This is a genomic window from Streptococcus sanguinis, assembly GCF_013343115.1.
GTDB classification, from domain to species: domain Bacteria; phylum Bacillota; class Bacilli; order Lactobacillales; family Streptococcaceae; genus Streptococcus; species Streptococcus sanguinis_H.
Genome location: NZ_CP054570.1, coordinates 777,522 through 802,174, shown reverse-complemented (window position 1 = coordinate 802,174; position 24,653 = coordinate 777,522). Strand labels below are relative to the sequence as shown.

The following is a 24,653-nucleotide window of genomic DNA, read 5'->3' as shown; positions in this document are numbered from 1 at the left end:
TGAATAGATCAAAAACCTATTCCTTGAAAAGAATAGGGAAATTTAATAATTCAGATATTTTAATATTAGAGGTATGCTTTAATGGTTTGTTGAGTTTTCCAGTTATAAATCAACCTTAAGCAACCGCCCCAGCTCTTGATAGAGAATCTCTGTAGGCTCATATTCTTTACTTTGCTGGGCAAGAGTTTTCAACTGAGACCAGTCCGCGCGATCCGTCAATTCCTTAAAAAGGCGCAGCACTTCTGCATCAGTCTTTCTGCGAGCAACCAGCCCCACCTGGGCAAGCTCAGCACGAACGGCATTGTCAAACTGGTCATAATCCTGCGGCAAAATGAGACTGGGAATCTCATGCTCAATACAGGCCATCATGATACCCGTTCCTGCGTGGTGAATAGCAAGATCTATCTTGTCCAGAATATCTGTATAGGGCAGATAGTCAAAGAGCAGCAGGTTTTCCGCCAGTCTGTGCGGAGGATTCTCCAAGCCACTAGCTTCTCCCAAGGTGATGTAAAAGAGGTAATCTGGGTAGAGCTGACTCAGCTTTTTCGCTCTTTCCACCATTCGCTCCTTCTCCCATTTCAAATGCGTACCGCAAGTCACTAAAACCCGCTTCTTATCGGTCTCAAAATAAGACTCATGGGCTGCAGGCAGACGATCAAAGGACAGGCATTTGTAGCCCACCCAGCGAAGGTGCTTAGGAAAATCATCTCGAAACTCCAGCTCTTTCATGCCCAAAGCCAAGATAGAGTAAGGCGAGTAAATAGCTTCTGTGCCGTCTTCCCGATAGAGTTTAAAATCTTGATAGTCTCCCAAACTCTTCCGGACTAAAGCAAAGGCCATTTTTTTTCCACAGCGAATAACTTGCCTGCCAAAAGCATCTCTGAATTTGTACAAGACACCTTGGTGAGGTTTCCAGCCTCCCAAATAAGTCGGAGTTGTCGTCCGGCACTCAATCGCAACCGGACTCGGAATCGTGGTTATCCAGGGGATGTCAAAGCGATCAGAAATCAGACCTGCTGGTGAAGCAACAAAATCTGCTATGACCAAATCCGGTTTACCACCCTCTTGCCAAATTCGATTTAATTCGTCTATAACCTCTGGAATTAGTCTAGAATTGGCCCGAAACTGCTGATAGGTAATTAGAGGATTGCTTTGCTGCGGGGTATTAGCAATATCCTCCATCACCGTCGGCCTTTCTGGAAAGAGGGCCAGACAGTCGAAACCAATTTCCTCTACTAACACTTTCTTTTGGCAGCCAGTGATAACCCGAATCTGAAAACGCGGATCCGTCAGCAGAGGCTTGACTAAGGTCAAAGTAGGCAGCAGGTGGCCACTAAATGGCACACTAATCACATCAATCTTTATCACTTTTTCTAATCCAGTCATAAACTAATCCTTTCACATCTTCCCTGTATTCATAATCAAAATGGTTGCTATCCACTACCACATCAGCTAGATGGCCATCTAGACATCTGCTGTAAATATCCTTCCTGCCCTTGATGACCAGCGAGTCAATATCCTTGCGATTTAGGAGTCTCCGTGAAACAGGCCCCAGCGCAATCACTCTCAGTCTGATCGGCAGATTTTCCTCACCCAAGCCCTCCAGCCACTGGGTCAGCATATTGAGTCCAGAGCTCTTGCAGATAATGACAGCCTCCTCATCATTCAGTAAAGGAGATAAATGCCGCTGCAAAGCCTCCTGAAAGCGAGAATTGTAGAGAGTATGCCAATAGTAACGGATATTGGAAATGGAAGCTGTCAACAAGGAAACTTGGATTTGTCGCTCATGCTCAAATTCCTGATTAAACGGAAAATTACTGGGCACTACTGAAAAATCCGATGGACAAATCTGCTCAAGAAACTCAAGCTGTCCTGCAGTCAGACTAGCGCTCTCCAAATGACTGCTGCCACTGAGAAAAAACAAGACCTTACTAGATTTCAACATGGTTTGGTCTGGCGACAGAGAATCCAACTTATCCAAGTACTGCTTCATCTTACTCATAGCGGATTTTCCCATCCGTCACTCGAATCTTCCTTCCCCGCCAGTTAATCAGAGGCGGACTAAGCAAGACATAGAGGAAAAGCCAAGGCAAGATAAGGTCATTCAGTACCTCGTAAAACACCTCATCCAGATACGGCCGGCCGGTTAGGATAAGGCGACGATAAGCCAGCATCCAAACCGACTTGACCAAGAGCAAAAGCAAAGTCAGCAGCACAAAAGGCCAGCCAAGAAAGAAACTAATGAGCAAGGCAGGAAAGGACAGAAAACTAGGAAAAACAATTAAAATAATAACCTTCCAGTCCAAGTGTTCCTTCAGATAGATGGAGCTAAAAAGCAGCCAACGCTTCATCTGCAGCAAATATTGCTTGGCATTCTTGATAGTAGTCCGAACATTGCAGGTCACCCGCGTCTGGATAATCTCCACTCCCTTGCTGCGCAGAAAATCCGCTACAGCCAAATCATCACATAGATAGTCTTTAATAGCACTGAAAAGCTTCTGCCCCCTAGCCAGTTCAAGCGGCAGAATGTAGAACATGCCATTAATCGAGTGATTAGCTTTGACTTCTGCCATGGTAAAGTAGGTAATGAAAGAATTCCCATTGACAAAAGCCGCGACTAGCTTAGACCAGAAATTACTTCGCTCCTGATTATAGGGAATGCCGGTCAAAATAACATTCTCGCCCAGATAATCTGTCAACTCCCCCATTTTTGAAAAATCAATGACACTGTCGTCATCGAGAACAATCAGATATGGCCGGGTCAGCTCATCTATGATCTGCTCAATCTTATAACTCTTAGGATTAATCCCCTGTGGGACATCCTCCATGAGAAAAACGCGAATGCGCTGGGCATAAGATGGATTTTGACAAATCTTGTCAGCCACTCGCTGTGCCTCTGGATCGGACTGATCAATCAGCCAATAAAACTCAACCGCTTCTGTCTGCTGGAGATTGGCTAGTAAGTCATTTTCCAAACGAGGATCACCAGATAGGATGGGCTGAACCACCGTATAAAGCTCCTCTTGAAAGTCTGATGAAGAGCTCTGCCCTTTTTTCAAATAAGCCAAAGACAAGAGCCAACGCAAGATAAAAATAAGCAGGTAAGCAGTAGTCAGCAGGGAAAAAATAAATTTCATGTTCAAAGCCCCTTTCGTAGATATGCGCCAATCAAACGGATAATCCATCTTTGCGGAAGTAGTCTCATGAGCCAAGCCAATAGTCGATATCTCTTGCCCACTATAGCATAGGAACGGTCTTGCTGAAGGAGTCTGATGATGCGTCGTGCTGCTATCTCCGGGCTCATCTGTAATTGACCACCACCTAAAGCATTCTGCAGCTCTGGAGGAAAGATAGAAGTCCGAACCGGTCCCAGTATATAAAGACAAACTGTCATTTCAGAGCCTTTGAGGCGCAGCTCTTCTTGCAAGGCTAGACAGTAGGTCTGCAAAGCGGCCTTACTGGCGCTGTAAGCTGCCAGATAAGGATGGGGACAAAGTGCCGCTAGTGATGAAAGCTGGACAAGCCTTACCTTGCAATTACGCTCCGCAACTTGCTTGATCAGTCGAATCGGTGCCTGATAATTAACCTGCCAGAGGGCATTTTCATCTGCTTCCGAAAGAGATAGCGCTGGACCAAAGTTCGCCAGACCGCAGCAATTAATCAGTAGATCTGCCTCTAGCTGCTGAGCAAAATCGTCTACCGCAGCTGCATCCAGCAAATCCAAAACTCTGCAGGAAAGCTTAGCTCTAACTCCAGACAAGTCCTCTTGCAGCTGAATGAGATTAGCTTCATCTCTGCCGACCAAAATAAGCTGGTTTGTCCTTTGAGCCAGTTCTCTAGCCAGCTGACGACCTATACCTCCCGAAGCCCCCAAAATCACAGCTTTGCTGATTGTTTTTTCCATTTGCATAGATATAGTTTACCAGATTTTGACAAGATATAAAACTAATTGCTAGATTTTACCTCTACCCTCAAGAAACGAAAAACATTTCTCACTCTCTCCTGAATATGCTAAAATAGACTTAAATGAATTGAAACAAGGAGCATTTATGAAATATCCTAATCTTTTAGAGCGTTTTCTGACTTATGTCAAAATCAACACGCGCTCAGACGAGACATCTACTACTACGCCCAGCACCCAGAGTCAGGTGGACTTTGCCAAAAATGTCCTCATCCCTGAGATGAAGCGGGTCGGCTTGGAAAATGTCTACTACCTGCCCAATGGCTTTGCGATTGGAACTCTGCCAGCCAACGACCCTAGCTTTACCCGCAAGATTGGCTTTATTTCCCACATGGATACGGCGGACTTCAACGCAGAGAACATCCTGCCACAGGTCATTGAAAATTATGACGGCGGTGTGATTCCGCTAGGGCAATCCGGCTTTAACCTAGATCCTGCGGACTTTTCCAGTCTCCATAAATACAAGGGTCAAACCTTAATTACGACTGACGGAACAACTCTTTTGGGAGCAGATGACAAGTCAGGTATTGCTGAAATCATGACTGCTATCGAATACCTGTCTGCCCATCCAGAAATCAAGCATGGAGAAATCCGAGTTGGCTTTGGACCAGACGAGGAAATCGGTATCGGTGCTGATAAGTTTGACGCTGAAGACTTCGATGTGGACTTTGCCTACACAGTAGACGGCGGCCCTCTAGGAGAACTCCAGTACGAAACCTTTAGCGCTGCTGGAGCAGAACTGACCTTCCAAGGCCGAAATGTCCATCCGGGAACTGCTAAAGACCAGATGGTTAACGCTCTTCAGCTTGCTATTGACTTCCACAACCAGCTGCCAGAAGCCGACCGACCAGAGAAGACCGAGGGCTACCAAGGCTTCTACCACCTGATGAACCTGACTGGTACTGTCGAAGAAGCTCAAGCTAGCTACATTGTCCGCGACTTTGAGACAGAGGCTTTTGAAAATCGCAAAGCTGCAATGCAGGCTATTGCTGAAAAGATGAACCAAGAGCTGGGCAGCGAACGCGTTATCCTGACCCTCAAAGACCAGTATTACAACATGAAGCAGGTCATTGAAAAGGACATGACACCTATCCATATCGCCAAAGCAGTCATGGAAAGTCTGGACATCCAGCCTATCATCGAGCCTATCCGCGGCGGAACTGACGGCTCTAAAATTTCCTTTATGGGCATCCCGACACCTAACCTCTTTGCCGGCGGCGAGAACATGCACGGCCGCTTCGAATATGTCAGCCTAGAAACCATGGAGCGCGCTGTCGATACCATCATCGGCATTGTTTCCTATCAAGAGTAAAAAAAGAAACCACAGAAGTTCACGAAGAATTTCTGTGGTTTTGTTGTGATTTGTAGAGAAAAGCTACCTCACCATTATAATTTGCAGAGAATAATACATTCAGTGAATGTAAACAGCTCACCCATAAACATTTCTTATCAACTATCATTCTGTCAACTTATTTTGTGTTCTCTTATATTCTTTCGACTTTTCACCATACCAGTCTTTAACTGAGTAGCCGAATTGTTCCCGATATTGTTCAGAATATTTAAAAAGATAATAGCCTCTTAGAAGGTCAATAGAAAAGACATATACAGCAAATAAAAGAATCGCAGGCACAAAAGGTGTGACAATAGCATTGATTGCCCCCCTAGTATCACTTCCTGTCGAACGATCAAATAACACTAAAAACGCAGTAATTCCCGTTCCCCCTATAAAAATAAGGCCATCAGAGACTTTCTCTGTAAACAAAGCTGATAAAGGAACAAATGATTCCCTTTTTTCTACCGATTCTCTTATTTTTCTAGGAACGGTTCTCATGAGATAATAGCAGACAATTACAAACAGAAATCCCGATAGAATTCCTAGAAGATTTCTTCGTGAAGCTATTGATAAAGTTAAACAAATTTCCATTATGAATATTAACAAAAGCATATAACAAAAAGTTATATATTTTAAAATCATTGGATTGTTTCTATACTTTATAGAAGAAGTAATATAAATGATGTAAAACATAAGGAACATAAGAATTAAAGGTACATTGAACCAACTGAAATTTTGCGTAGTATATATAGTATCACCGCTTAATAGTACAGGAACTACTAAAGATAAAACATATAGCAAGATTGAAAACAATGCAAATCCTATGAAGCGTTTATAACTCCCTTTGGTCTTTACTTTATTTATAATATCTTCATTAACGAAAGATTGACTTTCTTCAAATGTATAATTGAATAATCTCATTTTAATATTCCTCTCCAAGCAACGGTCAAATCATTCCAATAATAAGCATACCTTGCCAATCCTTATTATTTTCTCTGTTTATTTTAACACAATATCAATCAAATAAGTATAGGCTTGTGAAAATCAAAAACGAATGATGGTCTTAGACTTAGTTTAGTCTTCATCATTCGTTTTATTGTTGTTTTACATCAAAATATAGTATTAACTAATCTGAACAGTTTTCAGTTGGCCATCAGCTCCTGTAAAGCTGATGCTTCTGGTTGCTGCATTATAGCTGAAAGTCTCTGGGCTGACACCGTAGAGCTGAGAAAGCTCCTGCAATTTCTGGTTGAATGCTTCCTCTGACATGCCGAAACTCGCTGCTAAGCTTGATTGACCAGCTGGATTTGCAGTTGTCGAAACTTCTGCTGGTTTGTCAGATTGGTTTTGGGCTGCTTCTCCAGTGGCAGATTCAGAAGGTAGATTGCCAGTTTGCGCAGTTTCTGGAGCACTGCTGCTTGCTACCTGACCAGAAGCAGGTTGTTCAGCTGGTGCTTTCAGGAAGCCTTTTTGCACCGCATAGGCATCTGCTGCTTGACGCTCGGCTTCTGACAAGTCTTTCTTGTAAATATAGTGCTCGTGATCCAGATGGGCTACCCGATAGCCTTGCTCATCCGCTCCGACCATATCCTGCAGATTAAAATGATAGTCATCATCTTCCCTATGCTGAGAATCGGACTCGTTTGCCCCCTCAGGATGGACGAGTGACTGCTGGAAGGCTAGGATTTCCTTGAGCAGCTCTTTCTTGTCTGTAGCTCTCTGTCCAAGCTTATCAAAAAGCTGGTCCAGCTGCTGGTATTGCTGCTCACTACCTTGATTCTTTTCCAAATACTGATGGATCGACATGAGCAGATTATAAAGCTGTTGATAAACTTCCTGATTTTCCGTATTAGCTGGCTCTTCCTTTTGTCCGGCAATAGTTCGGCTCATCTGGTCCAAAAGCTTCTGACTTGCTGCCAGCAGAGCTTGCTTATCCGAGCTGCTGCTTTTTAACTCCTTGCCTAATTCCAAGATTCTAGCTGCATAGTCTGCCCGGCTGTTTTGGTCCTTTACTTCTCCAAGCAGTTCCTGAGCTTTTCCAAGAAAGACAAGGGCTTGAGCGCTCTTCTCGCTCTCATCCGAGGTGCCAAAATCATCATAAATCCCCTTCAAAAAGTCATAAATCATGGCTTTGTAGGTTGGCTGATTTGGCTCTCCCTGATCCAGCTCGGTTTTTTCATAGGACGGAGAAGGTTGGCCGCTAGCAAGGGCTGCTGTAATCTCTTTCTTAGTCTGATAGAGGGCAGGGAAAAGCTGCTGAAGATTGGTCGCTTCTATAAAGGCTTGAGACTTATAGAGAGTCAAGGTCAGCCCAGCTGCTTTTCTGCGCAGCTCAGGGGTCAAGCGCCCATCCTCTAATGCTTGGTAGAAATAGCGAATATAATCAACCGCTGTGACGCCTGTCCGATCATGATAATCTTCTAAAGCTGATAGTAATTGTCCTAGCTCTGCCATTTCAGCTTGATTCTGGCCAGCATAAGCATTTTGCAGACGCTGTAGCAAGTCAGCTTTCTTCAGTCCATAGCTATCCGTGTCAAGTCGGTTCATTCTCTCCAAAAGTCCTTGATAGGTCTTGTCTAGCTCGGTCTCTTGGATTGGCTTGACCGTCTGATCCACATGGATAAACTGCTTATCAAAGTTATCCAGACTGCTCAGATAGCCAGCTGTTGAGTTGCTAGGCAGCTTCTTCATGGTTTCCACAAACTGCCCCAAAGCCAGCTCAATCCGCCGCTGCATAAGAGGATCATCGGCATAGAGACGCTGACTGTCCGCTTTTAGGCTTTCTACTTTTTGCAAAACAGCAGCCTCATCATAATCGCCCTGCTCATACTTAGATTGAATCTGAGGCAGACGATTTTTCAAGGCTTCTGCTGCGCCCTTGGACTGGATCTTGATATAGTGGTTATGGTCGCCATGAGGAATCACAAATTGACCATCCTCTACCTGCAGACTGTAAGGCGAAAGACCTGAGCGCAAGGCTGTTGTGTAGAGCTCATTCATGAAGTCCAGCTCTGCATTGCCCGTTACTAGAGGAATGCGGACATGCTCCTTGCGGACAGCATAGGGGTGGATATGAGTCGGATCGTAGGCCTGGTCAGGGTTATTAAAGACAAAGAAGCCATTTGAGATGCGAACCGCTTCCTTGGGAACGCCATAGGTTTGGCAGATATAAGCAATCTTTTCCTCATCGCTGGCATCGCGTGAATAGCGTTCAGCGTCATTGACCGCTGCAGAAGGTTTTGCTGGCTGCTGCTTGGCCAAGACCTGCTCCGCTGCTTGAATCTGTTCAGAAGTCAAGTCTTTCTTGTAAAAGTAATGAGCATGGTCTCCGTGCGATACCATGTAGCCTTGGTCGTCCTTACCAATGACAGCTTCCGAACGAAAACCATGGTCGTGTTCAGGCTGTGACGGTAGCTGAGGCTTCAAAGCTTGCAGAAGATCTCCTAGCGGCTCGTAAGTATAGCCAATAGGAATCAAGCGGGCAATCTTCGCTTCCAAGTCTGACAGCTTGTCATAAGGAATGAAATGATGGTGGTCTCCGTGAGGTATAACAACCCCATTTTCTGTCCGCCGGCTGATTTTCAGCGGGTCAAACACCACGCCGTCCCCTTCATGATAGCGCTGAGACTGAGGCAAGGCATAGAGTTGCTGCAGCAGACTTGGCAAAGATGGCTGAGATGGTTGAGACGGCTGGAGCGGATTGGATAGACTCGGCTGAGTGGTCGCTAAGCCAGCACTCGGCTGCTCAATCTTTGAATGATTTGGTAGCTCTGGAGACGGATTTGAGGCTGATCCACCCTGATTGCCAGCACTATTTTGATTCCATGTGTTGGAAGAAGCAATCGTCCTGCCGTAGTCAGGCGTATTCACCCTTCCGCCAGCCTGCCTGCTATTCCAGTAGCTCTGAGCCGCAGCCAATTCTGCTGGTGACAGGTCGCTCTTAGGAATGTAGTGAAAATGCCCGCCATGTGGCACGATAAATGCATCGCCAGTATCTTCGATGATATCAGACGGACTAAACGTATAACCATCATCCGTCCTATATCCCCCTTGACCTTGGTAAGAAACTCCTGCAAGGTCTGCGGCCGTCTTTCCCGCAGCTAGGGACTTGCTGGGCTGGCTGAAATCTCGAATCCTGCTTGATTTTGTAGTGGAAGATTTGCCGCTATCGCCTTCTTCCTTGGACTTATGCAGCTTCTTCTGCCTCGCAATCTCATCCACCGAGCGGACATTGCTGGTATGTTTGGCATCCTTGAGGTAGAGATAATACTTCCCCTCCACCTTGATGATATAACCATCCTTGACCTCATTGACAATATCTGCTTCCTGCAGCGTGTAGTTAGGATCTCGGATAATCAACTCTTCGCTGATAATGGCATCAAAAGGCACCTTTCCATCAAAGTAATGATAATGGTCTCCATGGGAAGTGACATAGCCCTGATCTGTGATTTTCACGACGATTTGCTCTGCTTCAATACCTTCCTCATCATTGAATTGCTCAGATGTCAAATTTTTATTTTTATCCGTCTTGTCACCCGAAGTCTTGTCCTCAATATAGGCTACTTTGTTATTTTTGGTCTGGGGTCGGGGCTGAGATTGCCATTGGATAAGCCCGTAAGTTCCGAGACCGAGAGCTAATACAGCTGCTGAAGCAAGGAAATATTTCTTTTTCATGGTTGTCTTTTATCCTTTCAAATCTTTAGCTAAAACAGCTAGATTCTTTTCTAAATTTTCTAAATAAGATAGTTGGTTGGCTGGGTCTGCTTCCAGAGGATTCAGCTCCTTGATTTGTACACCTGTCTCCTTGACCAAGGTTTGAGCCACTTTGGAAGAAGCATTGCTCTCCACAAAAATGGTCTTCACCTTGTGCTCCTTAACAAAGTCTTCTATCTCTGTCAGCTGACGCGGACTAGGCTCCTGCTCCGGTGAAATACCGGCAATGCCCAGCTGGGTCAGACCGAAGCGCTTGGCCAGATAAGAAAAGGCTGTATGCTGGGTGACAAAGGTCTTGTTGGGCACTTCATCAAAAATCTCCTGATAGCGTTCTGTCAGCTTTCTGGCCTCTTCTTGAAATTTTCGAGCATTGGCCTGATAAGTATCCCGATGGTCGCTATCCAGCTCCGACAGTCTGTCGGCGATAATCTGGGCTTCCTCCGCAGCCTTCTGAGGATCCAACCAAGTATGGGGGTCATAGAGCGTCTTCTCATCCACTCCCTCTCCTGCTTGGACATCTTCCAAGCCTGCAACCCGATCCAGCTTCATACCCTGGGAAGCCTCAAGGACTTGAACCTTGGAATTCTTGAGACTAGGATTCAGCTCGCCAGCCCAGGACTCCAAGGTCCGTGAGTGATAGACAAAGACATCTGCATCATAGATGGCTGCCACATCATTGGCTGAAGGCTCAAAATCATGAATGCCGCTGCTAGACTGAATCATGCGCACATCATTCAGATCGCCCGATATAGCCTTGACCATAGAGTAGATAGGATAAAAGCTGGTTACAATCCTCAATCCTTGCGAGGGACTGGATTCCTTTTGAGACTGACAAGCCCAGAGACACAAGGCCAGGGCCAGCAGGCTAAGGCAAGCTGAGAATTTTAAAGCGCGTTTCATAATATCTCCTTAACTTATTATTAACCAGTTTATTAACTGGTTAATATCATACACTTTGTCAACTTCTTTGTCAAGTTTTTTAAGAAAATAAAGAAAAAAGGAAGTAGAATTCCTTCCCGCTTCCTCTTTGCTTTTAATTCCAATATATTGAAAGGTTATTTAATATTACTATTCAAGGATAGAATAAATTTGAACAGATGCATTTCTCAAGCTTAGCTATGCGAGATTACTTTTCCAACTTTCAGACCGGCAAACGACAATCTGGAACACAAAAATCTAGCTCTATATCGCCTCTGTAGTGAAACTGCGGCTTTCCAGCACCTTCAGCATGGCATCAGCCGTATCCAAGGCGGTGAAGAGGGGCACTCCGTGCTCAATAGCTGAGCTGCGGATAATTTGACCATGCTTATCTGCTGTCCGCTTGGTTCCGACCGTGTTGATAATAGCCTGAACCTTGCCCTTGCGAATATAGGCTGGGATATCCTTGTTATCATCACTGCCGATTTTTTCCACCAGACGGACGTGTAGACCATGATTTTCAAAATAAGAGGCTGTCCCCTTGGTTGCCCAGATACCATAGCCAATATTGGCAAAACGCTGAGCCAGCTGCAGGGCTTCTTCCTTGCTATCGTCTGCGATAGTAAAGACAACATTACCAAAGTTTGGCAGATGGAGATAGGAAGCCTCAAAAGCCTTGTACAGCGCTTTTTCCAAAGTTCGGTCGCTGCCCATGACTTCGCCGGTAGACTTCATTTCAGGTCCCAAGAGACTGTCGACCTTCGCCAGCTTGGTAAAGGAGAAGACTGGCGCCTTGATATGAACCATGGAACTTTCTGGATGAAGGCCATCTTCATAGCCCAGCTCTGCCAAGCTTTCCCCAAGAATCAAACGAGTCGCTACTTGTGCCATCGGAATATCAGTCACCTTGGACAAGAAAGGAACAGTCCGGCTGGCCCGTGGATTGACCTCAATGACATAGACCTGCTCATCCTTGATGACGAACTGAATATTCATCATGCCAATACAGTTGAGTCCCAGAGCCAAACGCTTGGTATAGTCTGCAATGGTATCCTTAACTTTCTGCGATAGGGTTTGCGGCGGATAGGCTGCCATGGAATCCCCTGAGTGAACCCCTGCCCGCTCGATATGCTCCATAATCCCTGGAATCAAGACCTGACAACCATCAGAAATAGCATCCACTTCGCACTCATCACCAACAATATAAGAATCAACCAAAACCGGATGGTCTGGACTGGCCTTAACCGCTGTCCGCATATAAGAGCGTAGAGCCGCTTCGTTTTCTACGATTTCCATGGCACGGCCACCCAAGACATAGGAAGGTCGCACCAGGACTGGGAAGCCAATCTTACGAGCTGCTTCTACTGCTTCCTCTTCATTAGTAGCCGTCTGGCCTGGCGGCTGCGGAATATCCAGCTCCTTCAGAGCTTGCTCAAAGAGATCCCGATCCTCAGCTCGATCCAAGTCCGCTACTTGGGTACCTAAAATCTTCACACCAGCCTTGGACAGAGGCTCTGCCAGATTAATGGCTGTCTGTCCGCCAAACTGAACAATAACACCTTTAGGCTGCTCCAGCTCAATGACATTCATAACATCCTCAAAAGTCAGCGGCTCAAAGTAGAGCTTGTCAGAGACAGAAAAGTCAGTCGATACAGTCTCCGGATTGCTGTTCATGATAATTGCTTCATAACCAGCTGCCTGAATGGCCTTTACCGAATGAACAGTCGCATAGTCAAACTCCACTCCCTGCCCAATTCGGATAGGACCAGAACCCAGCACCAGAACTGATTCCTTGCTGGATTTGACAGATTCATTTTCAAAGCCATAGGTAGAGTAGAAATAAGGCGTCGCAGACTCGAACTCAGCAGCACAAGTATCTACCATCTTGTAAACCGGCACAATCTTCTGATCCTGCCGGATGCGACGTACCTGCTCAGCTGTTGTGTCCCATAAGGCAGCAATCTTAGTATCCGCAAAGCCATTTTGCTTGGCTTTCTTGAGCACATAGCTATCTCCGATATGACAAGCCAGTTCCTGCTCGATTTCGTAAATATGGAGCAGCTTATCCAGGAAAAAGACATCAATTTTGGTCAGCTCAGCAATTTCATCCGGACTGTAACCACGGCGAATAGCCTCTGAGATGTAGAAAAGTCGGTCGTCTTGCGCCTTGACAATCTTCCTCATCAGCTCATCATCGCTTACTTGACTGAGAGCAGGCAACTCATTGTGGTCCACACCAACTTCCAGAGAGCGGCAAGCCTTGAGCAGACTCTCCTCGATATTGCGGCCGATAGCCATGACTTCACCGGTCGCCTTCATCTGGGTTCCCAGACTGCGCTCACCCTGCTCGAACTTATCAAATGGAAAGCGTGGAATCTTAGCGACCATATAGTCCAGAGCCGGCTCAAACATAGCATAAGTAGAACCTGTCACCGGATTAATGATTTCATCTAATGTAAGCCCGACCGCAATTTTCGCCGCCAGCTTGGCAATCGGATAGCCGGTCGCCTTAGAGGCAAGGGCTGATGAGCGGGAAACCCGTGGATTGACCTCGATAACATAGTATTTGAAACTATGCGGGTCCAGAGCCAGCTGCACATTACAGCCCCCCTCAATCTTCAACGCACGGATAATCTTGAGGCTGGCGTCCCGCAGCATCTGGTATTCATAGTCTGAGATGGTCTGACTAGGTGCAAAAACGATAGAATCACCTGTGTGGATGCCGACTGGATCAAAGTTTTCCATATTACATACGACCAGCGCATTGTCTGCACCATCCCGCATGACCTCGTATTCGATTTCCTTAAAGCCTGCTATGGAGCGCTCAATCAGACACTGGGTAACCGGAGAGAGTTTGAGGCCGTTTTCTGCGATTTCCTGCAGCTCTTCCTCATTGCTACAGATACCACCGCCAGTTCCTCCCAGTGTAAATGCCGGACGGACAATGACTGGATAGCCGATGCCAGCCGCAAATTCCAGTGCTTCATCAACTGTATTGACAATTTCTGACTCAGGGATGGGCTGGCCTAACTCTTCCATCAGCTGCTTGAAGAGATCCCGGTCTTCCGCTTGGTCAATGGCCGATAGCTTGGTTCCCAAGAGTTCCACTCCCAGCTCTTCTAAAAGTCCTGACTTGGATAGTTCCATAGCCATATTGAGTCCGGTCTGGCCGCCCAAAGTAGGCAGCAGAGCATCCGGGCGCTCTTTACGCAAAATCCGCGCAACAAACTCCAGCGTGATAGGCTCGATATAAACTCGGTCTGCAATTTCTTTGTCCGTCATAATGGTCGCTGGATTAGAATTAACCAAGACGACACTGTAGCCCTCTTCTTTCAAGGACAGGCAAGCCTGAGTCCCAGCATAGTCAAACTCCGCAGCCTGACCAATAACGATAGGACCAGAACCAATGACCATAATTTTCTGAATATCTTTACGTTTTGGCATAGTGCACCTCTCAATCTTGCTTCCTAGTAAGCCTGATGGGCATCCATCATTTCCATAAACTCATCAAAGAGATAGTCTGCATCATGCGGTCCCGGCGCAGCATCTGGGTGGAACTGCACAGAAAAGGCAGGATAATCCCGATGGCGCACACCTTCGACAGACTTATCATTGATTTCTTCATGAGTCACAATCAGGCATTCCGGCAAATCCTCACGACTGACTGCATAGCCATGATTTTGACTGGTAAAGTCAACTCGGCCTGTCGCAATCTCACGTACCGCATGGTTGAAGCCACGGTGGCCGAACTTCATCTTATGCGTCTTAGCACCGTTAGCCATGGAGAAGAGCTGATGTCCCATACAGATTCCGAAAATTGGAATTTTGCCCTGAACACCACGAATCATGTCCAGAGCCTCCGGCACATCTTCCGGATTTCCCGGTCCATTTGACAGCATGACTCCGTCAGGATTGAGCTGGAGAATTTCCTCAGCTCTGGTATCATAAGGCACCACTGTCACGCTGCAGTTGCGCTTAGCTAACTCCCGCAGGATAGAATGTTTGAGACCAAAGTCAACCAATACCACACTGCGACCCGTTCCCGGAGCTGGATAAGACTGCTTGGTAGACACCTGCTTGATGTTATCAGTCGGCAGAACTGTCGCCTGCAGCTGGTCTTGCAAATGCTCAATGCTATCCTCTGCATTGGCAATGGTTGCCCGCATGGTTCCATGCTGGCGGATAATCTTGGTTAGTGCCCTTGTATCAATTCCCGAAATGCCTGGTATCTTTTTGATTTTGAGGAACTCATCCAAAGACAATTGCTGGCGCCAATTGCTGGCACGACGTGCATACTCATAGACCACCACTCCCTTGCAGGTTGGCAGAATGGATTCATAATCGTCCCGATTGACGCCATAATTTCCAACCAAGGGATAGGTAAAGGTCAAAATCTGGCCGTTATAAGACTGGTCCGTAATCGATTCCTGATAGCCTGTCATGCCTGTGTTAAAGACGATTTCGCCTGTCACAAAAAGATCTGCCCCAAAAGCTTCCCCTTCGAAGATCATGCCATTTTCTAATATTAAAAGTCTCTTTGCCATTGTTCCCTCCTGTCCAAGATGCAGACCGCCCACGACTATCCACATAAGATATATAATAATAGGGAGTGGGATTGCTTCACATAGCTTCACCCACTCCCGGCCTACTGTCCGAGATTATTGACGGCCTTTCAGAACTGCTTCGATAATAGCCATTCTAACAAAGACGCCGTTGGTCATTTGTTCAACGATACGCGATTTTGGTGCTTCGACCAAATGATCCGCAATTTCTACATCGCGGTTAACTGGAGCTGGATGCATCAGAATCGCCGTATCTTTCATGCGGTCATACCGCTCTTGAGTCAGCCCATGCAGTCTGTGGTAATTTTCTTTAGAAAAGATGGACTCGTAGTCATGGCGCTCATGCTGCACGCGCAGGAACATCATGACATCCACTTCTTCAATCACCTCATCAATAGTGACAAACTTACCATAGTCCGCAAACTCCTGGCTCCGCCATTCTTCCGGACCTGCAAAGTAGAGCTCTGCACCCAAGCGCTTGAGAATCTGCATATTTGACTTAGCCACGCGCGAATGGTCCAAGTCACCAGCAATCGCAACCTTGAGGCCTTCAAAGCGACCAAACTCTTGATAAATGGTCATCAGATCCAGCAAGCTTTGACTAGGATGCTGACCAGAACCGTCTCCACCGTTAACGATGGAAGTCGTAATGGTTGGGCTTTCCACTAGCTCTTTGTAATAATCCACTTCCGGGTGGCGAATGACACAAACATCAACGCCAAGAGCAGACATAGTCAGGATAGTGTCATACAAGGTTTCTCCTTTATTGACCGAGCTGGTCTTGACATCAAAGTCCAGAAGATCGCAGCCTAACTTCAACTCCGCTACCTCAAAGGCCTTGTGGGTCCGTGTAGATGGCTCAAAGAAGAGGTTAGATACGATATGCTGCTCATCATAATGGACTTTAGCGCCATTTTTAAATTCGATTCCGCGTTTAATCAAGGCCATAACTTCTTCATTTGACAGAGTTTCCATAGAAACAAGGTTCTTAAGAGCGATTTGATTGGATGACATGATGTAATCTCCTTTATGAAAGAATGAGGGCTTCCAGAGTGCTGCAAGTAAAGTCGCTCTGAGAGCAAGCTATTTTTGAACGAAAGTTAATGATGTTTTACCTAGCTGAATCCTTGGGCTCAGGCAGGACAAGATAGAGGACAATTCCCAGAATAGTTGACAAGGCAACTCCTGAGATTTGCAGACCCGACAGCTGCAAGGTCAGACCGCCGATACCAGATACCAAGATGACACTGGCAATCAAGAGGTTCTTTTTATTGTCAAAGTTGGTCTGTGCTTCGATCAGAATTTTGAGACCGCTCGAAGCAATTACCCCAAAGAGAGCGATGGAAATACCACCCAGCACAGGGCTCGGGATGGATTGGAGTAAGGCTGAGACCTTGCCCACAAAGCTCATGACAATAGCCAGCACTGCTGCACCTGCAATGACATAGACGCTGTAGATTTTATTGAGCGCCATGACTCCGATATTCTCTCCGTAGCTAGTCACCGGCGGTGCTCCGAAAAACCCTGCAATAATCTGAGCCAGACCATCACCAGTCAAGGTCTTGTCCAGTCCTGGATCCTTGAAGAAGTCCTTTCCTGTCAAGCTATTCAGTACCATGACATGCCCGAAGTGTTCTGTCATGGTTACAAAGGCGATAGGCGCCATGGTTAAAATCGCACTAGGATAAAATTTCACATCGTAGTCCAAGAAAGGCAGACTCATGGGCGGAAGGTGGAACCAAGAAGCTTCTCCTACCTTGGCAAAAGAAACGATTTCCTGCCCAGTCACGATTCCTAGAATCAAGCTAAAGATGTAGCCGACTATCAGGCCTAGCAAGACTGGGATGATTCCCACAATTTTCTTACCATAGATATTAAAGAGGATGACTGCTAAGAGCGTTACCATACCGATAATGAAGTAGGTCAAATCATACACCTTTTCACCATTAGTCAAAGTCTTATTCATGACATCGCTAACAGCCGTTCCAGCTAAGCTCAGACCGATAACCATGATGATAGGCCCTACCACTACTGGCGGCAGCACCTTGTCAATCCAAGCATTACCAGCAAACTTGACAATCAGGGCTACGATGAAATAAACCAATCCACCAGTGATGGCTCCCTGAGCAACCGCTCCGATACCATCTGTCTTCATCAGCATCTGCATGGCTGCGATATAAGCAAAGCTGGATCCCATGTAGGCTGGAATTTTGTACTTGGTAACAGTCAGATGGGCAAGTGTTCCCAGACCGCTGGAAAAGAGGGCTACCGCTGGGTCAATTCCCACCAGAATCGGTACCAAGACTGTCGCCCCAAACATGGCGAACAAGTGCTGAAAGGATAGTCCTAAAAGCAAACCTGGCTTTGGCATATCATGCACATCATACTTAACATCTTGACTCATTTAGCTTATTACTCTCCCATAATCAAAACTCGATCTTGACCGTCTGTCTCGGTCATCTCAACAATAATCTCCTCAGTTTGGCTAGTCGGAATATTCTTGCCGACATAGTCTGCCCGTATCGGCAGCTCGCGGTGACCACGGTCTACCAAGACAGCCAGACCAACGCGAGAAGGCCGCCCATGACTGACCAGATTATCAATAGCCGCTCGAATAGTTCTTCCTGTGTAGAGGACATCGTCGATCAGAATTACTTGACGGTCGGTAATATCCACTGGAATCACTGTCGTATCTTCTTCAACCTTGATATCATCACGAAAAGGCTTAGTGTCTACTTCAGCGACTGGAATATCGATATTCTCCAACTGAGCCAACCGCTTCTGAATCCGGTGAGCCAAGTGAACCCCACGGGTCTTAATCCCAGCCAAGACCACTTTATTTAAGTCCTTGTTGCGCTCGATGATTTCATAGGTAATCCGCGTAATCGCGCGATTCATGGTGATGTCATCGACAACTTCTTTTGTTTTCATTCTTTCCTCCTCAAACAAGAAAAAGTCTCCTTATTACAAGGAGACTTCAGAAAAATCTAATCAGGCAAACTAAAACAAGACGCACTTGCTTACACTCCACCCATCTTTTTACTTGCTCCTTGTCTATCTCTCTGGATAGAATTAAAGGATTATTTAATTTTTTATACTATATCACAAATTCAAAACTATTTCAAGAAAAAATTGTATTTTTTCTGCTCAACTGGATAAGGATTAGTGATTAGCTTCTTTCTCTTCTTGTTCCTTATCTTTTGGATCCTTTTGATTTTCTTTGTTTTCTGCTTGAGCTAGCTCATCTTTTAATTCAGGATTTTCAGCAGTTGGCACTTCTTCCGATGATGGTTTAGAAGAGTTTTCTGAATCCACTGTTCGCTCATTTAAGTCCGCTTCAGGAGTTCCAGCTGGATGCTCATTATCGTTTGAAGCTCCTTGGTTGCTTGCTTCAGCTGGGGCTGGCTTATCGGATGCGGGCTTCCCTTGGACATCTGCTTTATTAGGCTCACTTTGCTTAGGCTCTTCCTTCTTTTCTTCCTTTGCATCGGCTGGCTTATTATTGTCAATGCTGCCACCCTGAACACCTGGGAAATGCTGTGCTAAGGATTTCGGAATTTTATTTTCATTCAATTCAAGCTCTGCTTTAGGGATGTGATTGTCGCTGACATTAATATAAGTCACCGTCTTATTTGGTTCCTGCAGCGCTAAGGTTGTGATTTTATTCTTGTTGACAGCCAGATTGTCTAAAGACCTAAACTGATTAATTCCTTCCAAGTTTTTCAGCTCATTCTCACCCAAGTTTAAATTCTTCAAGGAAGACTGAGCGGCTGGAATGTCCAAAGATGTAATCTTGTTTTGACTTGCGGACAAAGTTACTAAATTCTTAGCAGCTTCAACTCCTGCCAGAGAAGTCAGGCGATTGCCATTTAGGCTTAGAGTTGTCAGATTTGGATTAGATTTCAGGAAGTTCAAGTTCTCAACATTGGAATTGTCAGCTGTTAATTCTTCCAGATGGGAATCTTTGAGGGTATTGAGATTTAAGTTTGGATTGTTGGATAAGAAAAGCCTTGTTAAATCTTCTTTTTGGCTCAGAGCAGAAACATCTTGCAGTTGATTGTGCTCTAAACTTACAGCTTTTAATTTTGGAAGCTTGGTCAAAGCAGAAATATCTGAGATATTGTTGTAGTCAAGGTTCAATGACTCCAGATTTTTCAGCTTCTCCAAAGGTGTAATATCGGTAAGGTCATTCCCCGCTGCTGCCACTGTTTTGAGGTTTGGATAATCCTTCAAGAAAGATAAATCAGTGATGCCATTCTGGGAAATGTCCAAGCCTTCCAAGGTCGGAATTTCTTTTAAGAAATCATAGTTGGTAACGCCTGTCTTTGTCATCCACAGCTGTTTCAAATGTTTTAATTGCAGCACTGGTCTGATGTCCTTTATCGGAGTAAAGCCAATCCCCAGAACTTCAATATTTGGCATTAGTTCCAAGCCTTTTCGCTGCAAAGGGTCTTTGCGCTGGCCGATATTTAGATACTTCACAGTTGCCAGCCAGGCTTTCATCTTTTCCGTATCCGTCTCATCTGATGGGAATGGGCTGTCCGCCGTAGCATGTAAAATATCTTCAATGATTTCATCATCGAATCCTAGAGCTTTCAAGGTTGCCATACCGACTGCGTCATGAGCATGTGGATTTCCATGAGGATCAAAAGGCTTGGTCGTATCAATCTCACTAATCAAGGTCGAATGGCTGTGGTCGCCATGCGGATAGATAAATACCTTTCCTTTATCTGTATCGCTCACCTGAATCAGACTTTCATTAATTCCTAATTGCTGAGCCAAATAGGCCTTTTTCTTGGCAATTTCTTCTTCCTCGTCTGATGGACTTGGCACAGGCTCAGGTGTAGGAGCTGGTGCTGGAGCTGGCGACGGTTCTGGTGAAGGCTGTGCTTGCCCTTGCCGGCCATAGTAGGCATCTTCAGCAGCTTTCTTATGTTCCGCTGGAATCAATGACTCCCAAGGTGAAGCAATCAGCTGCTCATATGGGATGAAATGAGTATGACCATTATGATCTGCCAGCAAGCCAGTAGCTAACTTGCCTGTTACCCCTGTGCCTCTAAATAAGAATCCATCACTTGTAGGATAATCAATCCCAGCAAACTGGCGTTTAGTTGTCCCTTGCTGCTGGGGAAGAGATGGCGTAGGTGTTGGCTGATAAACATGTCCGCTAGGATTTCTAGACGGCGTTGGACGATAGGTCGGTGCTTGTGCAAGATTACCCACAGACTGTTTCAAAATGTAATGGAAATGATCCCCGTGACGCACAACATAGCCGTATTGGTCTTCTGATACAATGTCTCTAGGATTAAAAACATAGCCATCATCAGCAGTGCTCATTTGATTTGCCAGCTGAGGCGATCCTGCAGGCACTTGCCCATCTTTTGGTATCAGATAGGCCCATTTACTATTCTTTAGATCAGAATAAAAAATAAAGTGCGTATGGCCATCATGCTCTAAAATCAAACCTTCACTAGTTCTAGCTTTAATTTGAGACTCGCTTTTGAAGAGAAAACCATCATCCGTCGGCTTATCAATTCCAGGAACCTGTCCTTTTTTGGCCCCCTTACTTTTCTTCTTCACTTCTTGCTTGGTCTTCACCTTCTCTTGACTGCTTTCCTGTTGAGATGTCTGAGATTGACAAGCAGCCAAGCAAAGATTACAAGCTAGAATGATCCCTGCTAGTCCTAACAGTTTCTGATTGTGTTTCATTCTTTCCTCCTTTTTTGTTTAACCGGTTAATTATTAACTAGTTAACTATATCACACAAATCTGATATTAGCAAGAAAAAATAGAAACCAAAATAAAAAACAGATAAAATCTGTTTTTCATCTACTAGTACATGCCTCTAAGAAGTCTTCTTCTTTGAGAAAGAGATGGATTTTATCCCGTAAAAGACAAAACCAAAGATCAGATAGGCCGCAAAAATAATCAGACACATCTGGATGACATAAGGCCAGCCTTTCTTAAAGACATTGAGGAAAAAGTAAGGAAATGGATTGTCCTTAGATCTTGGAATATTTATTTTCAAGAAAAAGCCATTAAAGAGGGCAAAGGCCATGTAGACCAAGGGCACACTTGTCCAAGAAATCGGATCAAACCAACGGTACTGGCGCGACTTGTCAAAGATTACTGTATCCAGAAGAAACGCCAAGGGTACTATATAATGACACAGAAAATTCTCTAAACGGTAAAAATCCGTCGCAATGGGAGCCAGCAAGAGGTGGTAAACGACGCAAGTAATCATGATGGACATGGTCACCCCGCCCTTGATTCGCAAGATTTTCGGCGTTTTCCAAGCATCGCCAGGTCTCGTCATCAGATAGACCAGATAGCCCGTAAAAAGCAGGACCAAGAGATTGGACAAAACCGTATAGTACATGAGCATGCCCACGCCATACTTAGTGATTTCCAGATACACACCCAAAAAGGCTAGAATAAACAGAATAATTCGATAAATTAAGATAAAACTGCGATTCATAGAGACCTCAAATTTTCTTAACAAACTCTGACTTGAGCTTCATCGCACCGAAGCCGTCAATCTTACAGTCAATATTATGGTCACCTTCCACGATGCGGATATTTTTCACGCGCGTTCCCTGCTTGAGATCCTTGGGTGCTCCTTTAACTTTCAGGTCCTTAATCAAGGTAACTGTGTCGCCATCAGCCAACTTATTGCCATTAGCATCAATTGCTACTGGTCCTTCTTCTGCTTCTTGGATTTCAGCTGGATTCCACTCATAGGCGCACTCTGGGCAGACCAAGAGCGTTCCATCTTCGTAGACATACTCTGAATTACATTTAGGACAGTTTGGTAAGTTGTTCATTTTTTCTCCATTTCTAGTCAAGGCTGCTAAATTCCCATACCAGCCTTCTATATATGATTAAGCTCTTCTTTCATTTTTCAAATCCAGCAGAACACTAATCAATGTGAAGGTCAACTAAATTCTAAAAATCTAGTTTGCTCCTATTTTCACACCCTTCTAGTATAAGCTATTTTAAGCATTTTGACAAATCTCTTTTAGGATTTTTACAGGTCTTGACCTTTCTGCAAAAACAGTGTACTATACTAGTGTATATACAGATAAAAAGGAGTCACTATGAAACCAAAATCTAAAAATCAGTTTATGACACTGACCGCTTTTTTGACTGCACTAGCTATTGTTATCCCACTAGTTATGCCGATTAAAATTGTCATTCCGCCTGCTTCCTTCACCTTAGCCAGCCATGTCGCTATTTTTTTGGCTATGTTTATTTCACCTCTCATGACGGTGATTGTTGTGATTGGCTCCACTATTGGATTTTTTATGTCTGGGCTTCCTTTTATCATCACGCTTAGAGCCCTGTCCCACTTGCTCTTCGGCAGCATCGGTGCTTTTTATCTGCAGAAGCACCCGGAAACACTGGACAGCCAGAAGAAAACTTGGATATTTAATTTCCTACTGGCTTTGATTCATGCCTTTGGCGAAGTGGCCGTCTGCATCCTCTTTTACACAACGTCTGCCTATCCTGCTAATGCTTTCTATATCTTATTTGGTCTGGTTGGACTTGGTACGGTCATCCATAGCATGGTCGACTTTGTCATTGCTAAGTTCATCTATCAAGCGCTGAAAAAGATTCGCTAGAGCTTGAAGATTCCTGACTTTTGGTTTACAATGAAGCTATGACCAAGCAAAGACGAGAAGAACTATTAAACCTTTTGAAAACATCATCTGCTGCCCTTAATGGCCAGTCACTGGCTGAACATTTCCATGTGACCAGGCAGATTATCGTGCAAGATATTGCCCTCTTGCGGGCTGATGATGCCCCCATTCTCTCAACCAACCGTGGCTATCTTTATAAAGACCGCCAAGAAAGCACAGCTTTTCATCAGCTCTTCAAGGTTCAGCATAGGGCTGAGGATATGGAGGCCGAGCTGCTGGCTATCGTGGATAATGGCGGCCGCGTGCAGACTATTTTGATTGAGCATCCAGTTTACGGTGAAATCCAGACTTACCTAAAGCTGACCTGCCGCCGAGATGTCCAGCATTTTCTCCAACAGGTCGCTTCCTGTGCCTTTCGCCCCTTATCTGAACTGACAGATGGAGTCCACTATCACCTAGTACAAGCCGACTCTCAGCAGGATTTGGACTATGTAGAAGTCGCTTTGAGAGACCTAGGATTTTTACAGGAATAAATAGCAAGAAAAAAAGACTGATTAGGCCCCAACCTATTCAGTCTTTTTAGTACATACTCTTGCGCCAACCGGCTTCAATACGCTCATGATAGTAATATTCGGATAATTCCTCATCTTCCATCATACGTAGAAGTTCAAGCATATCGTAGGCTAAGTCCAGCTGAGGCAGGGTTTCCTTGTCTACCCAAGAGATCTCGCCCTCTTCTGTCGAATGAATCTGACCAGAAAATTCAGTCGCTTTGTAACAAAAGACAATGTAGCGAACCCCTTCATCCGTATGCCAGTTCTTAACTCCGACCAGTTTTGGATGAGTAATAGTCAAACCCGTTTCCTCTAAAATCTCACGGACAACTGAATCATGGAGAGATTCTCCCTTTTCAATATGACCACCCGGAAAAGCATATCCAGACCAACGATAGCGCTCAGGAGAGCGATATTGCATTAGAAGTTTACCGCGCGATACATCTTCAACAAGGCAGATGTTTGTTAGAATTGTTTCTTGGGCACGTGACATGAGTTCTCTCGCTTTCTATTTGTTAATATTCAACTTGAAATTTCACTTCGGACTTCATCATAAAAGGATTAACTAAATCGTGGTATTCACGATAACCATGAAGCAAAGATCCTCTAACGATGATAGCTTCGCTGTCTACTATTTTAAAATCTACTGTAATTGGAATGCGTGAATCTTCTATAAAAGAAAAAGCTAAAAGTGAAACACCCCAGATACAAAAAACTACAAAAGCACTAAGAAGCTCTAGAATAAGATGACGCTTTTGATCTATCCTTGATTTATAAAATCGAGCCCATAAATGCAACAACAAGGTTAAACCAAGACAAAGCAACCAGATATTCCACAAAGTTGGAATAAATGCTAAACCAAATGTTAATAAAATAAGATGAAAAATGACAAAGGATAACAAGGCAAGATAAGCCATTCTAAACACATTTAAATATTTCAAAATAATTTTTCCTCTTCTCGAGATTATGACT

The 24,653-nt window shown here is 44.9% G+C and carries 20 protein-coding genes; 3 read left to right on the top strand and 17 right to left on the bottom strand.

All coding sequences use genetic code 11. From position 1 onward, the window contains the following. Window positions 1–102: 102 nt before the first annotated feature. Genes FOC72_RS03940 through FOC72_RS03925 form a run of 4 tightly spaced genes read right to left on the bottom strand, consistent with a single transcriptional unit; the run spans window position 103 to window position 3,910 of the window. Window positions 103–1,386 carry a glycosyltransferase gene (locus FOC72_RS03940; RefSeq protein WP_002895292.1) on the bottom strand — a complete coding sequence of 428 codons (1,284 nt, stop codon included), beginning with the start codon at window positions 1,384–1,386 and terminating at the stop codon, window positions 103–105. Continuing rightward, complete coding sequence (locus FOC72_RS03935; protein ID WP_002895291.1) at window positions 1,355–2,002, bottom strand: hypothetical protein; 648 nt, start codon at window positions 2,000–2,002, stop codon at window positions 1,355–1,357. Before FOC72_RS03935 ends, FOC72_RS03940 begins: the two co-directional genes overlap by 32 nt. Then, window positions 1,995–3,137 (bottom strand): glycosyltransferase, encoded by a 1,143-nt coding sequence (locus FOC72_RS03930; RefSeq protein WP_002895290.1) that lies wholly within the window; start codon window positions 3,135–3,137, stop codon window positions 1,995–1,997. Before FOC72_RS03930 ends, FOC72_RS03935 begins: the two co-directional genes overlap by 8 nt. A 2-nt stretch (window positions 3,138–3,139) precedes the next feature. Then, window positions 3,140–3,910, bottom strand: a complete 771-nt coding sequence (locus FOC72_RS03925) for an SDR family NAD(P)-dependent oxidoreductase (RefSeq protein WP_002895289.1) — start codon at window positions 3,908–3,910, stop codon at window positions 3,140–3,142. Between the two features lie 139 nt (window positions 3,911–4,049). On the opposite strand from FOC72_RS03925, the gene pepT reads away from it, so the two are divergent. Beyond that, on the top strand, window positions 4,050–5,273 hold the full coding sequence (gene pepT / locus FOC72_RS03920) for a peptidase T (protein WP_002895287.1): 1,224 nt from the start codon (window positions 4,050–4,052) through the stop codon (window positions 5,271–5,273). A gap of 144 nt (window positions 5,274–5,417) precedes the next feature. On the opposite strand, the gene FOC72_RS03915 is transcribed toward pepT, so the two are convergent. The 11 genes from FOC72_RS03915 to FOC72_RS03865 form a co-directional block, all read right to left on the bottom strand. Continuing rightward, the gene (locus tag FOC72_RS03915) at window positions 5,418–6,215 is read right to left on the bottom strand and encodes a hypothetical protein (RefSeq protein WP_002895285.1); all 798 of its coding nucleotides are present in this window, start codon (window positions 6,213–6,215) and stop codon (window positions 5,418–5,420) included. A 201-nt stretch (window positions 6,216–6,416) separates the two neighbouring features. Continuing rightward, complete coding sequence (locus tag FOC72_RS03910) at window positions 6,417–9,968, bottom strand: pneumococcal-type histidine triad protein (protein ID WP_002895282.1); 3,552 nt, start codon at window positions 9,966–9,968, stop codon at window positions 6,417–6,419. Window positions 9,969–9,977: 9 nt separating this feature from the next. Further along, on the bottom strand, window positions 9,978–10,907 hold the full coding sequence (locus FOC72_RS03905) for a metal ABC transporter solute-binding protein, Zn/Mn family (RefSeq protein ID WP_002895281.1): 930 nt from the start codon (window positions 10,905–10,907) through the stop codon (window positions 9,978–9,980). Between the two features lie 282 nt (window positions 10,908–11,189). Continuing rightward, window positions 11,190–14,369, bottom strand: a complete 3,180-nt coding sequence (gene carB, locus FOC72_RS03900) for a carbamoyl-phosphate synthase large subunit (protein WP_002895279.1) — start codon at window positions 14,367–14,369, stop codon at window positions 11,190–11,192. A gap of 23 nt (window positions 14,370–14,392) precedes the next feature. Beyond that, the gene (locus FOC72_RS03895) at window positions 14,393–15,469 is read right to left on the bottom strand and encodes a carbamoyl phosphate synthase small subunit (RefSeq protein ID WP_032914151.1); all 1,077 of its coding nucleotides are present in this window, start codon (window positions 15,467–15,469) and stop codon (window positions 14,393–14,395) included. 114 nt (window positions 15,470–15,583) lie between these two features. Further along, window positions 15,584–16,501: an aspartate carbamoyltransferase catalytic subunit gene (locus tag FOC72_RS03890; RefSeq protein ID WP_002895276.1), complete on the bottom strand. Its 918-nt coding sequence runs from the start codon at window positions 16,499–16,501 to the stop codon at window positions 15,584–15,586. A 97-nt stretch (window positions 16,502–16,598) separates the two neighbouring features. Continuing rightward, window positions 16,599–17,891, bottom strand: coding sequence for a uracil-xanthine permease family protein (locus tag FOC72_RS03885; RefSeq protein WP_002895273.1), 1,293 nt, complete (start codon window positions 17,889–17,891; stop codon window positions 16,599–16,601). Between the two features lie 8 nt (window positions 17,892–17,899). Beyond that, entirely contained in the window at window positions 17,900–18,418 is a 519-nt protein-coding gene (pyrR, locus tag FOC72_RS03880) for a bifunctional pyr operon transcriptional regulator/uracil phosphoribosyltransferase PyrR (RefSeq protein WP_002895270.1), read from the bottom strand. A gap of 231 nt (window positions 18,419–18,649) precedes the next feature. After that, a complete protein-coding gene (locus tag FOC72_RS03875; protein ID WP_002895268.1) occupies window positions 18,650–21,196 on the bottom strand; it encodes a pneumococcal-type histidine triad protein in 2,547 nt (848 codons plus the stop codon). 136 nt (window positions 21,197–21,332) lie between these two features. Further along, entirely contained in the window at window positions 21,333–21,965 is a 633-nt protein-coding gene (locus FOC72_RS03870; RefSeq protein WP_002895266.1) for a Pr6Pr family membrane protein, read from the bottom strand. A gap of 7 nt (window positions 21,966–21,972) precedes the next feature. Next, window positions 21,973–22,311: a zinc ribbon domain-containing protein YjdM gene (locus FOC72_RS03865; RefSeq protein WP_002895265.1), complete on the bottom strand. Its 339-nt coding sequence runs from the start codon at window positions 22,309–22,311 to the stop codon at window positions 21,973–21,975. Between the two features lie 273 nt (window positions 22,312–22,584). Between FOC72_RS03865 and FOC72_RS03860 the strand changes: the two genes are divergently transcribed. Both FOC72_RS03860 and FOC72_RS03855 read left to right on the top strand, forming a co-directional pair. Next, entirely contained in the window at window positions 22,585–23,109 is a 525-nt protein-coding gene (locus FOC72_RS03860; RefSeq protein WP_002895264.1) for an ECF transporter S component, read from the top strand. A 20-nt stretch (window positions 23,110–23,129) separates the two neighbouring features. Beyond that, window positions 23,130–23,660, top strand: coding sequence for a transcription repressor NadR (locus FOC72_RS03855; protein WP_002895263.1), 531 nt, complete (start codon window positions 23,130–23,132; stop codon window positions 23,658–23,660). 46 nt (window positions 23,661–23,706) lie between these two features. Here FOC72_RS03855 and FOC72_RS03850 read toward each other — a convergent pair whose 3' ends face one another. Continuing rightward, window positions 23,707–24,174, bottom strand: coding sequence for an 8-oxo-dGTP diphosphatase (locus FOC72_RS03850; protein ID WP_002895262.1), 468 nt, complete (start codon window positions 24,172–24,174; stop codon window positions 23,707–23,709). A gap of 22 nt (window positions 24,175–24,196) precedes the next feature. Then, complete coding sequence (locus FOC72_RS03845; RefSeq protein WP_376738822.1) at window positions 24,197–24,622, bottom strand: hypothetical protein; 426 nt, start codon at window positions 24,620–24,622, stop codon at window positions 24,197–24,199. Window positions 24,623–24,653 lie beyond the last annotated feature (31 nt).